12 protein-coding genes are annotated in these 11,877 nt (G+C 61.8%); 7 read left to right on the top strand and 5 right to left on the bottom strand.

Annotated elements, in window-relative coordinates; genetic code table 11:
* Positions 1-36: 36 nt before the first annotated feature.
* The 4 genes from NWI01_RS16785 to NWI01_RS16770 form a co-directional block, all read right to left on the bottom strand.
* Positions 37-1,008, bottom strand: a complete 972-nt coding sequence (locus tag NWI01_RS16785) for a S1C family serine protease (RefSeq protein ID WP_141385115.1) — start codon at positions 1,006-1,008, stop codon at positions 37-39.
* Positions 1,009-1,511: 503 nt separating this feature from the next.
* On the bottom strand, positions 1,512-2,069 hold the full coding sequence (locus NWI01_RS16780; RefSeq protein ID WP_141385114.1) for an HNH endonuclease: 558 nt from the start codon (positions 2,067-2,069) through the stop codon (positions 1,512-1,514).
* Between the two features lie 305 nt (positions 2,070-2,374).
* On the bottom strand, positions 2,375-3,904 hold the full coding sequence (locus tag NWI01_RS16775) for an ATP-binding protein (RefSeq protein ID WP_181410552.1): 1,530 nt from the start codon (positions 3,902-3,904) through the stop codon (positions 2,375-2,377).
* Positions 3,905-4,016: 112 nt separating this feature from the next.
* Entirely contained in the window at positions 4,017-4,670 is a 654-nt protein-coding gene (locus NWI01_RS16770; RefSeq protein WP_141385110.1) for a DNA-3-methyladenine glycosylase family protein, read from the bottom strand.
* A 46-nt stretch (positions 4,671-4,716) separates the two neighbouring features.
* On the opposite strand from NWI01_RS16770, the gene gluQRS reads away from it, so the two are divergent.
* Both gluQRS and NWI01_RS16760 read left to right on the top strand, forming a co-directional pair.
* Positions 4,717-5,589 (top strand): tRNA glutamyl-Q(34) synthetase GluQRS, encoded by an 873-nt coding sequence (gluQRS, locus tag NWI01_RS16765; RefSeq protein WP_141385108.1) that lies wholly within the window; start codon positions 4,717-4,719, stop codon positions 5,587-5,589.
* Between the two features lie 121 nt (positions 5,590-5,710).
* Positions 5,711-6,967 carry an ATP-binding protein gene (locus NWI01_RS16760; RefSeq protein ID WP_141385106.1) on the top strand — a complete coding sequence of 419 codons (1,257 nt, stop codon included), beginning with the start codon at positions 5,711-5,713 and terminating at the stop codon, positions 6,965-6,967.
* On the opposite strand, the gene NWI01_RS16755 is transcribed toward NWI01_RS16760, so the two are convergent.
* The gene (locus tag NWI01_RS16755; protein ID WP_141385104.1) at positions 6,894-7,787 is read right to left on the bottom strand and encodes a YihY/virulence factor BrkB family protein; all 894 of its coding nucleotides are present in this window, start codon (positions 7,785-7,787) and stop codon (positions 6,894-6,896) included. The genes NWI01_RS16760 and NWI01_RS16755 overlap by 74 nt on opposite strands.
* Before the next feature lie 143 nt (positions 7,788-7,930).
* On the opposite strand from NWI01_RS16755, the gene NWI01_RS16750 reads away from it, so the two are divergent.
* The 5 genes from NWI01_RS16750 (at position 7,931) to NWI01_RS16730 (ending at position 11,562) form a co-directional block, all read left to right on the top strand.
* Positions 7,931-8,125 (top strand): twin transmembrane helix small protein, encoded by a 195-nt coding sequence (locus tag NWI01_RS16750; RefSeq protein WP_141385103.1) that lies wholly within the window; start codon positions 7,931-7,933, stop codon positions 8,123-8,125.
* Positions 8,126-8,154: 29 nt separating this feature from the next.
* Positions 8,155-8,727: a cob(I)yrinic acid a,c-diamide adenosyltransferase gene (locus NWI01_RS16745; RefSeq protein WP_141385101.1), complete on the top strand. Its 573-nt coding sequence runs from the start codon at positions 8,155-8,157 to the stop codon at positions 8,725-8,727.
* A gap of 154 nt (positions 8,728-8,881) precedes the next feature.
* Positions 8,882-9,631 (top strand): electron transfer flavoprotein subunit beta/FixA family protein, encoded by a 750-nt coding sequence (locus tag NWI01_RS16740; RefSeq protein WP_141385099.1) that lies wholly within the window; start codon positions 8,882-8,884, stop codon positions 9,629-9,631.
* Positions 9,631-10,575 carry an electron transfer flavoprotein subunit alpha/FixB family protein gene (locus tag NWI01_RS16735; RefSeq protein WP_141385098.1) on the top strand — a complete coding sequence of 315 codons (945 nt, stop codon included), beginning with the start codon at positions 9,631-9,633 and terminating at the stop codon, positions 10,573-10,575. The genes NWI01_RS16740 and NWI01_RS16735 overlap by 1 nt, the downstream gene beginning before the upstream one ends.
* Positions 10,576-10,680: 105 nt before the next feature.
* Positions 10,681-11,562, top strand: coding sequence for a 3-hydroxybutyryl-CoA dehydrogenase (locus NWI01_RS16730; protein ID WP_141385097.1), 882 nt, complete (start codon positions 10,681-10,683; stop codon positions 11,560-11,562).
* Positions 11,563-11,877 lie beyond the last annotated feature (315 nt).

Below are 11,877 nucleotides of genomic sequence, written 5' to 3'. Positions count from 1 at the left end.
ACTTCGCTTGAAAACGCTCTAAAAGCCACGTTGTGCTCAGTGGAGTCTCGGCTTCTTCAGCATCCGGTGGCGGTCGGTGGATGTCACCACCACGTCGAACGTGTCGCCCTCGCGATGAAGCGTCAGCGGCACGTCGACGCCCGCGGGGCCCAGCGCCCACAATTTCCGATAGAGCTGGGCCGCGTCCGTTACTTTTTCTCCCTTCAGCGCGAGGATCGCGTCGCCGGCGCGCAGTTCGGCGCGATCTGCCGGTCCTTTCGGTACGATGCCGACGGCGGTCACCCTGTTTTCGATCTCGGCGACGTAGATCCCGAGCCAGGGACGGGCGGGCCTGTTGACCTGTCCGAACTTCCGCAGGTCGTCGAGGACGGGCTTCAGCAGATCGATCGGCACGTTCATGTTGAGATGTTCGCTGCGGCCGGCTTCCTCCCGTTCGAGTTGCAGCGAGCCGATCCCGATCAGATCGCCGGAAGCCGAGATCAGGCCGGTGCCGCCCCAGTTGGGGTGCGCGGGGCGGGTGAAGATGGCTTGATCGATGAGGTACTCCCAGTAGCCTGCGAATTCCTCCCTTGATATGATCTGGCCGGCGAGCGAACGGGAGCGTCCGCCGACTCCGGCGACCACGACCGGGTCGTTGACTCTCGCCGCGGCCGACGAACCCAGCGGCAGCGGCTCGAGATCGAGATCACCGAGCGCCTGCACCAGGCCGAAGCCGCTTTCCCGATCGATGCCAACTGTGTCCGCCTGAACCACGCGGCCGTCCGCGAGATGCAGCCATACGGTTTCCGCTTCGGTGACGACGTAGCCAATCGTGAGAACAAGGCCGTCGTCGATTACGACGCCGTTCCCGGCGCGCTCGGTGCCGAGGGTGTCCGCCGTAAGGGCATCGGGCGGAACAAAGGAATGCAGTCCGACGACGGCGGACAGCGCGCGGTCCAGATCGAAATGGTAGTCCTCCGGGCGCGGCTGGGCGGAGCTTGGCACCTTCCATTGTGTCAATGAGGCCATGGGGGTACTCCGTAGCGGTGCGTATGCTAGAGTCAGTTTTCAACCGCGTTGAATCCGATTGAACCGCGTTGAATCAGACCAGTTGCTTATCTTTTTATTTGAGCATGACCTTCTCCGAAAACCGGTTTCCACTTTGCGCTGGCGCGGCCCTTCGGGTCGGGATCATGCTCTGGAGTATTATCGCTTCTGATTGAATCAGAAGCGAAGCTCTAGATTTTTGTTTTGACGCGTTTTCTTCACGCGAACAGGTTATCCATCCTTAGGGCTCAAGCTCGAGGACATGCTTCGCTCGAAAACGCTCTAACGGCCGTATCAGGAGATTGTAGCAATCAGCCGATACGAGCAACGAGCTTATGCGCCTGGCGTCGTCCGTGAAAGGGCAGGGCGTAGGTGCGGCCGGATCGCGATGATCTGGAACCGAAATAGATCCGAGGTTGAAACAGAGCGGCTCTGAGAAGCGGGATGCTGGCGGAAAACCACGCCATGCTTTTTCCCTTCTCGCTTTAGGGATCGAGTTCGGTGTCCCAATAGAGATAGTCCAACCAGCTCTCGTGCAGATAGTTCGGCGGGAACAACCTGCCGTTCCGGTGCAACTGATGCACGGTCGGCGCGAACGGTGCCTGGCGTGGAAACATCCCGGCCTGTTGCGGCGTCAGGCTGCCCTTGCGCAGATTGCAGGGCGAGCAGGCCGCGACGACGTTCTCCCAGGTGGTTTGACCGCCCTTGCTGCGTGGAATGATGTGGTCGAAGGTGAGGTCCTCGACGGCCGTGCAATACTGGCACATGAACCTGTCGCGCAGGAATACGTTAAAGCGGGTGAAGGCGGGGTGGGTCGACGGCTTCACGAAGGATTTTAACGACACCACGCTCGGAAGCTGGATTTCGAACGATGGGCTACGCACCGCGCGATCGTAGCGTTCGACAATATTGACGCGATCAAGGAACACTGCCTTGATCGCGTCCTGCCACGACCAAAGAGACAGCGGATAGTAACTCAGCGGCCGGAAGTCTGCGTTCAGGACCAGCACCGGCCAGCCGCCCTGTGAGACATGCGCGTTCAAATAGCGCCTCCAGAGCACTTTCCTGGCAAAGTCATACGCCGGTTCGCCTCGGAAAATGCATCTAATATTATGCCTGAATGAACTCTGACCGCAAAACCAGCACTTTGCGGAGCACCCCCCGGTTCCATATTCGGCCGCATCGCCGCCGAGGCGGCCTACGACGACATACTACAGGCAGCGTGACGGGATTGTGAAGAGCGCAAGCCCTGCTTTTCGGGTGGGCCACGCTCGCAAGTGAGGCATGGGGGACTGCGCCCGAGATTAGATTGAGGGTCTTGCTCGCGGCCAAACTCGATTGACTGCGGTTACGGAGTCGCCAGCTGTGGAGACAGCTTGGCGAGCGCCTGGCTCAATTCATGAATCGCGTAGGGTTTGCGCAGAACGTGAAAGTCCAGCGGGTGCCCGGCAAGCGTTTCGCTATAGCCGGTGGCCAGCAACACCGGCAGTTGCGGATGCGTCGCGCGGAGCATTTTCGCCAGACCGAGACCATCCATTTTTCCCGGCATGACGATGTCGGTGAAGACCAGGTCGATTGCGTTGCGCTCGATTTCCAACAAAGCAGCCTCTGCATTGCTGGAAATCCGTACGCGATAGCCCAGCTGTTCAAGCAATCCCGCACTCGCCTCGGCGACATCCGGATTATCTTCGACGAGCAGGACGGTGCCACCCTTGGCGCCGCGGCGGCTCGATCCGTTGTTCTCCACGCAAAGCATTTCAGTGCGCGGAAGGTAGAGCGTGACCGTGGTGCCCCGTCCGAGCTCGCTCTCGATTGCGACATGCCCGCCGGCTTGATGCGCGAAGCCATGCACCTGTGATAATCCGAGCCCCGTTCCTTTTCCGGCGGGTTTCGTCGTGAAGAATGGGTCGAACACCTTTGCAAGAACATCCTTTGGAATACCGTCACCGGTATCCTCGACTGAAATGGCGACATGGCATTCTTCGGCTTCGTCCTTATTGGTCGTGTTCTGCGCCTTCACGATAACCTGCCCGCCATCGCTCATGGCGTCGCGCGCATTGATGACCAGGTTAAGCAGCGCCGTCTCGAATTCGGTTGCATCGATCGTGACCGGCCACAAGTCGTCGGCGGTGTCGATATGCAGAGTGATCGCATTGCCGAGGCCGCTCTGAAGAACCTCTGCGATCGAACGGATGCGTTGGGAGATATCGGTTGGCAAGGGATTGAGGCTTTGCCGGCGGGAGAACGTCAGCAGTTGCTTGGTGAGCGTGGCTCCGCGTTTCGTCGCCGTCTCGATGGCGTGAACCGCCCGCAGTGCTTTCGGATCGTCCTCGACAATTTTTTTCAAGGTCTGGATATTGCCGCTGACGATCATCAGCAGATTGTTGAAGTCGTGTGCGACTCCGCCTGTAAGCTGGCCGAGCGCGTCCATCTTTTGCGATTCCGCAAGCTGCCGTTGCACGCGCTCGAGCTTCTGCTGGGCCTCACGGCGCTCCGTGATGTCCCGCGTGACCTTGGCAAAGCCGATGAGGTTTCCGAAGTCGTCGCGAATGGCGTCGATCACGACGCTGGCCCAGAAAAAGGAGCCGTCCTTGCGAACCCGCCAGCCCTCTTCGTCGTATCGGCCGGTCGTGCTCGCGATTTTCAGGGCCCGGGCGGGTCGCCCGGCTGCGCGGTCCGGATCGGTGTAAAAACGCGAGAAATGCTCGCCGATGATTTCGTCGGGTCGATATCCCTTGATCCGTTCAGCACCTGCGTTCCAGTTGATGATGGTGCCCGTGGGATCAAGCATGAAGATCGCGTAGTCGATAACCCCCTGAACAAGAACGCGATGCTCGCTATCGAAAAGGCTCTTGTCGTTCTTGTGATTTTTCGACATTTCGCGGTGCTTGGTCCCACAGCCCAGCGTTATAATCGTCATACAATCGATAAGTTCCAATCGTGGACCCGGCACGGCCTCACGCTTTGCCCGAGGCCGCGTGTGTATCCGTCTATTTCGCTTGAGGCACGATACCTTCTCTGCGTTTGATGACCCGGTAGTATGCCCACCAAAGATGCGCCGCTGCGCCCCGCAGCGGTCGCCACGGCTCCGCCAGCGGCATCATCTGTTTCGGCGTGGGCCGGGTCGTCAGCCCGAATCCGGCCCTGATCGCCTCCTGAAGCGCCACGTCGCCTGCGGGCCAGGCGTCGCCATGGCCAAGGCAGAACAGCAGATAAACGTCGGCGGTCCACGGTCCGATGCCCCGATGCCGGACCAGCGTTGCATGGGCGGCGTCGGCATCCTCCTCGGCAAGCACATCCAGGTTGAGCCGGCTCGCCGAGATCTCGCGCGCGAGAAGCTTCAGCGTGGTGATCTTCGCCGCCGATAATCCCAGCCGGGCGAGCCGGTCGTCGCGCGCCTTGCGGATCGCATCGTGATGGAACGGCGTGAAGGCGGCGCTGAGCCGTCCCCAGATCGCGCCGGCGCTTGCGGTGGACAATTGCTGGCCGCAGACGATGGCGGCGAGACCTTCGAAACCCGGCTCGCGCCGGCGCAGGGCGGGAAGGCCGGTGCGCGCGAGGATGGGTTTCAGGCGTGCATCCCGCTTCACCAGCGCGCCGACCGCGTCGTCGAGATCGGATTGGGTTTCCAGGCGGTGCGTCATTCGTTAGGACTTCAGCCGTCACGGCCGATTATGCAAGCAAGGATCAATGCCGCCACCCGTTTTCCGTTTCGCGCCGTCACCGAACGGCTTTCTGCATCTCGGCCACGCCTTTTCGGCGCTCATGAACTTTGATTCCGCCCGGCGGAGCGAGGGCCGGTGCCTGCTGCGGATCGAGGATATTGATGCAACCCGGTGCCGTCCCGAATTCGAAGCGGCGATCTATGAAGACCTCGCCTGGCTTGGCGTTTCATGGGAGACGCCGGTGCGGCGCCAGTCGGAGCACCTTGCCGACTATCGCGCGGCGCTCGACCGGCTGGCCGCGTTGGGATTGCTTTATCCGAGTTTCGAGAGCCGCGCCGAGATCGCGGCCCTGGTGAAGGCGCGGGAGAGGGATGGAGCCTGGCCCCGTGACCCCGACGGCGCTCCGCTTTATCCGGGCGCGGCGAAATCGCTTGCGGCCACCGAACGCGAACGGCGGCTGCGGTCCGGCGCGCCCTTCGCGCTGCGTCTGGATATGGAGGCGGCGCGCCGGCTCGCAGGCGATCTTACCTGGATCGAGCGAGGCTCCGGCCCGGACGGGGAGACCGGCGAAATTCTCGCCCGTCCGGAAGTCTGGGGTGACGTCATTCTCGCCCGCAAGGATATCCCGACCAGCTACCATTTGTCGGTGGTGATCGACGATGCGCTCCAGGAGGTGACCGAAGTGACGCGCGGGCAGGACCTGTTCAGGTCGACCGCCGTGCACCGGCTGCTGCAAGAAATCCTGCACCTGCCTCAGCCAGTTTACCACCACCACGATCTGATATGCGATGGCGATGGCAAGAAGCTGTCCAAATCATCAGGAGCGATCGGGTTGCGGAAGTTGCGGAGCGGAGGAATGACAACCGCGGAGCTTCGCAGTCTCGTCGGCCTGCCTTGAAACTGTCGCAACGCGCGCTGCGTTGGTGCGCCGTAAAGCATCTTCGCATGCAAACCCATCCACGACGTGACTCGCGCGTTCGAGCCGTGGCATGCTGGCGTGGGGTGGGGAAAGCAAGATCATGGCGCCGACATCGCGCGGGTTGCGCAAGCCGCGGAAGCCTAAAGGGCGACCGGCGAAGAAGCATGTTCCGAAGACGTCGGCGAAGCCTGCGAAGGCGGGGCGGCCGCGTTCGCAATCAACATCCGGCGTCGTCGAGGACGCACTCGCCGCGTTTGCGCACGAGGTGCGGACGCCGCTCACCGGAATTCTCGCCGTCAGTGATCTGCTCGCCACCTCCGATCTCGGCGAGCGCGAGCGGCGCTGGGTCGAGACCATCAAGGCCGGCGCCGATCATCTCGCCAGCCTGGCGACGCTGTTCGTCGATGCGGCGCGAAGCCGCCGTTCGGCGCCGGGCGGACGGCAGGATTTCTTCGATCTGCGAGCGCTGGCTCGCAACGCCGGCGATTCATTGGCCGGCCGCGCAACCGCCAAGGGCCTGCGCTCCACTGTTGAAATTTCAGACGGGTTGCCCGCGTTCGTGACCGGCGATCCCGTCCGCCTGCGTGCGGCGCTGGAGAATCTCATCGACAATGCGGTCAAGTTCACCGAGCAGGGTGACGTCGTCCTCAAGGTTACGGCGTCGCGACCGTCAGGAGGAAAAACAGGCGTGACCTTCGTGGTCTCCGATAGCGGGATCGGCCTGTCGCTCGCCGAGATCAGGCGGCTGTTCCGGCCGTATTCGCAGGCCAATGTCTCGATCGCATCGCGCTTCGGCGGCGCCGGTCTCGGGCTCTCCTCGGTGAAGCAACTGGCGCGCGCGATGGGGGGAGATGTCACGGCGACGCAGCGGCGGGACGGCGGCACCACGTTCACGTTCACCGTTCTGCTGACGCCAGCCGAGGGACCGGCAGCGATCGAATCCGGCGACGATCTCCACAGACCGTCGGATGTTTCGGGTGCGCTCCGGATTCTCAGCGTTGAAGATAATCCGTTCGGGCGCGTCGTGCTCAACACGATCCTTACCGAACTCGGCCATCAGGCGGAGTTCGTCGGACGGGGCGAGGATGCCGTCCAGCGTATCGCGCAGGGAGGATTCGATGCGGTGCTGATGGATATGGTGCTGCCTGGAATTACCGGCATCGAGGCGATCGGGCGGATCCGTGCGCTCGGGGCGCCGGTGGGGCGCGTTGCGATTATCGGCGTGTCCGGCAGGAGCGAGGATGAGGCGGCATCGCGCGCAGCCGGCGGCGATGCGTTTCTGGTCAAGCCTGTTTCTCCCCGGGCTCTAGCGACTGCGCTGCTTGAAGCGAAACACCGCGCGGCAATCGCGACTTGATGATCGCCGCGTTGAGTTCGCCGCCGAAAACGAAGATCGCGGCGATGAAATAGAGGAACACCAGCGCGATGATGACCGATGCGAGGCCGGCATACATCGTGACGTAATTGTTGGCGAAGCGTGCAAGATAAAGGCCGAAGCCGACGCCCGATATCAGCGAGGCCAGCATGGTGAAGATGATGCCGGGAATGATCTGCACGAAGGATCGCCGGCCCGCCGGTAGCCACGCGTGCAGGATCACGAGCGCGGTGAACATCGCGAGGATGGTGATGCCGTAGCGGGCGATGTTGAGCAGGCTTTCATTCGATTCGACGATCAGCGGGACGTGGCGTCTCGCGGCGGCGATGATCAACGGGCCGAGCACGATCAGGAACGCCATCGCCAGCGTCGTCACCGCGGCAACCAGCGTATATCCGATCGATTCCAGTCGCAGCCAGTACCAGCGACGCGGTTCGATCACCGCATAGGCGCGGTTCAGGGCGACACGCAGGCTTTCGACACCGTTCGACGCGAAGTAGACCGCGAGCACGAGACCGACTGTGAGCGCATCGCCGCGCGATGTCGTCAGCACGTCATGGATTTCTCGCGACAACGTACTGGCGACCTGATCCGGCCAAATTTGCAGCATCAGGTCCGCCGCCTGATCGGCGAGTTCCTTGGATCCGAAGAAGCCGGCCAAAGCCGTCAGGACGATCAGAAACGGGAATAGCGCCATCAGCGCCGATAGCGCGATATGGCTGGCGATCGCCCAGCCGTCATCGGCAAGAAACGTGTAGAGGGCGTCCGTTCCGATCGTATAGAGGTATCGGATCTGTCTCACGTTTCCACTCCGGCAACGTCAAGTGGTGCCTTATCGGCGCCGTTACTATCTGATATCAATACACAAAAGCCCAGATCAACGCGCGGGGCTGAATCTCGTTGCCGGCAATGGCGCCGCCGTGGTTGCGGTGATATGTATCCACCATGACAGTATTTCTGAGCATGATTTTGGTTCCCGTCGCGGTAGCCTCGGTCGCTACCGTCCTGATGATGGGTCTGGTCAACATGATGCGCGGCGGTAGTCCCAACCTATCGCAGAAGCTCATGCGATGGCGGGTTTTCCTGCAGTTCGTTGCGATCATCATCGCGATGGTTACGATCTGGATGCTGGGGCAGTGACGGATTGATGGCCTGGCGTCGGAGGATCGATGGTCGTTCTCAACCGAATCTACACGCGCACCGGTGACGACGGCACGACCGCGCTCGGCACCGGTGAGCGGCGTCCGAAATACGACCTCCGCGTCGGCGCCTACGGGACCGTTGATGAGACCAATGCCGCGCTCGGCGTGGTCCGGCTGCATCTTTCCGCCGCGCCCGATCTTGATGGAATGTTGGGGCGCATTCAGAATGATCTGTTCGATCTCGGCGCTGACCTTGCGGTACCCCAGCGCGAGGGCAAGGCCGAACGGCTTCGCGTGCTGACCAGCCAGGTCGCGCGCCTGGAGAATGAGATCGACAGCCTCAATGCGGGGCTCCCTGATCTGACATCATTCGTGCTGCCGGGAGGGACGCCCGCCGCGGCGCATCTCCATCTGGCCCGAACGATCTGCCGTCGCGCAGAACGCATGATGGTGGAACTTGCCGCGCGGCCCGGCGAGCCGGTCAGCGAAGCCGCCGTGAGATACATGAACCGGCTGTCCGATTTTCTGTTCGTCGCCAGCCGCTTTATGAACGCCGGGGGCGGGGGCGATGTGCTCTGGGTGCCCGGTCAAAACAGATGATCGCGAGGCGGTGGCTTCCTGGATGCGCGAGGGACGGTTGTGGACCGCGTTTTTTGGCCTTCCCGCGTTGACCACCGGAAACGGGACCTTTAGGTTCCGCGCCGAAGTTCACACTCGCGGTTGATCCAACCAACGCTCGGTTCGAGAGGGGTCGATGAAGATTCTGGTGCCGGTCAAGCGGGTTGTCGATTTCAATGTGAAGATTCGCCTCAAGGGCGACGGATCGGGCGTCGAGCTTGCCAACGTCAAGATGTCGATGAATCCGTTCGACGAGATCGCGGTCGAGGAAGCCCTGCGCCTTCAGGAGGCCGGCAAGGCCACCGAAGTCGTGCTGGTGTCGATCGGTCCCGCTGAAGCCGCGGAAACGATCCGCACCGGTCTTTCCATGGGCGCCGACCGAGGGATCCTCATCAAGTCCGAAACCCCGGTCGAGCCGTTGGCGGTCGCCAAGCTCCTCAAGGCGGTCGTCGAAGAGGAGGGCCCCGGGCTCATCATTCTCGGCAAGCAGGCCATTGATGACGATTCAAACCAGACCGGCCAGATGCTGGCGGGGCTGCTCGGATGGTCGCAGGCAACCTTTGCGTCAAAGATCGAGGTCGATGACGCCCATTTCAATGTGACGCGCGAAGTGGATGGCGGATTGCAGACGGTCAGGTTGAAAAAGCCGGCGATCGTGACGACGGACCTGCGGCTCAATGAGCCGCGCTATGCCAGTCTTCCGAACATCATGAAGGCGAAAAAGAAGCCGATCGTGGTGAGGGCCGCCCACCAGTATGGCGTTGATATCGCGCCTCGGCTCGAAATCCTCAGAACCACTGAACCTCCGGGCCGCAAGGCGGGCGTCAAGGTCAAGGATGTCGCCGAGCTGGTGTCCAGGCTCAGGAACGAGGCCGGGGTAATCTGATGACCACGCTGCTGATTGCCGAACATGACAACGCCTCTCTCAAGGATGTGACGAGCAAGGCGCTGACCGCCGCCATTCAGCTCGGCTCGCCGGTCGAGGTGCTGGTCGCGGGTGAGAATGCCAGGGGCGCGGCCGAGAGCGCGGCGAAACTGGAAGGCGTCGCCAAAGTGCTGCTCGCGGATGACCCGGCCTATGCCCACGATCTCGCCGAGCCGCTCGCCGCGCTGATCCGCTCGCTCGCGTCGGGTTACGAGGCGTTGGTTGCGCCGGCAACCTCGCGTTTCAAGAATGTGATGCCGCGCGTTGCCGCGCTGCTCGACGTGATGCAGATCTCGGAAATCATCAAGGTGGTCGCGCCCGATACCTTTGAACGGCCGATTTACGCGGGCAATGCGATCCAGACGGTCAGGTCCAGGGATGCCAGGAAGGTCATCACGGTGCGGACTTCGGCCTTTGCCGCGACCGGTGAGAGTGGCGGTGCCCCGGTGGAGACCGTCGCCGCGGTGGCCGATCCGGGGCTGTCGCGTTTCGTCGGTGAGCGGGTCGCCAGGAATAACCGTCCGGAATTGGCTTCGGCGAGGATCATCGTCTCCGGGGGCCGCGGCATGCGAAGCAGCGCGAACTTCACCAAATATATCGAGCCGCTGGCGGATAAGCTCGGCGCCGGCGTCGGTGCGTCGCGAGCCGCGGTGGACGCGGGTTTCGCGCCGAATGACTGGCAGGTCGGGCAGACGGGCAAGGTAGTGGCGCCGGACCTTTACATCGCCGTCGGCATTTCCGGCGCGATCCAGCATCTCGCCGGAATGAAGGATTCCAGGGTGATCGTGGCGATCAACAAGGACGCGGATGCGCCTATTTTCCAGGTCGCGGATTACGGTCTGGTGGCGGACCTGTATGAGGCGGTTCCTGAACTCACGGAAGAGCTTGGAAAGCTGGACCGCTGACGATGATCCGGGGGAGTGCTGTCGGCGCAACGGACTCCTGCCGGTGGTTGTGCAAGAATGGGGTACGCCGCGATCTGCGCGGCTCGGGACCGGTGAGATGACGAGATGGCGGCAATGATCAGGAAAGTCGGCGTGATCGGCTCTGGCCAGATGGGCAACGGCATTGCGCATGTGGCCGCCCTCGCGGGGTTCGACGTCGTGCTCAACGATATTTCCGCCGATCAACTCAACGCGGCGCTGGCGACGATCAACGCGAACCTGTCCCGCCAGGTCACGAAGAAGATCATTACCGATGATGATCGCGAAAAAGCGCTTGCACGGATTTCGCAAACCGAGAATCTCGAAGGGTTGGCTGATTGCGATCTGGTGATCGAAACCGCCGTCGAGAAAGAGGACGTGAAGCGCAAGATTTTTCATAATCTGTGCGCGGTGCTCAAGCCCGAGGCCATCGTCGCGTCCAACACGTCATCGATCTCGATCACGCGGCTGGCCGCGTCGACCGATCGGCCGGAAAAGTTCATCGGCATTCATTTCATGAATCCGGTGCCGCTGATGGAGTTGGTCGAACTCATCCGGGGCATCGCGACCGGTGATGCGACCTTCGATGCGGCCAAGGAATTTGTCGCCAAGCTCGGCAAGCAGATTGCCGTTTCCGAGGATTTTCCTGCTTTCATCGTCAACCGCATTCTGCTGCCGATGATCAACGAGGCCATCTACACCCTGTACGAAGGTGTGGGGAACGTCGAGGCCATCGATGCCGCCATGCGGCTCGGCGCGCATCACCCGATGGGGCCGCTTGAACTCGCCGATTTCATCGGGCTCGACACCTGCCTGTCGATCATGCAGGTGCTGCACGAAGGGCTCGCGGACTCCAAATACCGGCCCTGTCCGCTACTGGTGAAATATGTCGAGGCCGGTTGGCTGGGACGCAAGAGTCAGCGCGGTTTTTACGACTACCGCGGTGAAAAACCGGTTCCGACGCGCTGAATGCCAGAGAGCATTTCGCTTCTGATTGAATCAGGAGTGGAACTCGCTGGATTGTTGTCTGGACGGGTAGTCTTCACGCGAACCGGTATGCGCTTCGCCGCAGGAAAGGCGACCGGACAGTAGCTTCCTATAGCGTTTTCCGGCTGAGTGGAATCCGGTTAGCCGTAAGAAAACACGTTCAATCAAAAATTTGCGCGTATTCTGATCGCAAAACCGGTATCCACTTTTGCGGAATACGCGCTAGCATGGTCCGTTTCAACTTGGTCGGACCATGCTTCCATGCGGCGCCGAGCGGTCGGGCTCGCCTAAAGCGGC

It is taken from the genome of Nitrobacter winogradskyi (genome assembly GCF_006539545.1).
GTDB lineage: Bacteria > Pseudomonadota > Alphaproteobacteria > Rhizobiales > Xanthobacteraceae > Nitrobacter > Nitrobacter winogradskyi_A.
This window is presented reverse-complemented; position numbering and strand designations above follow the sequence as displayed.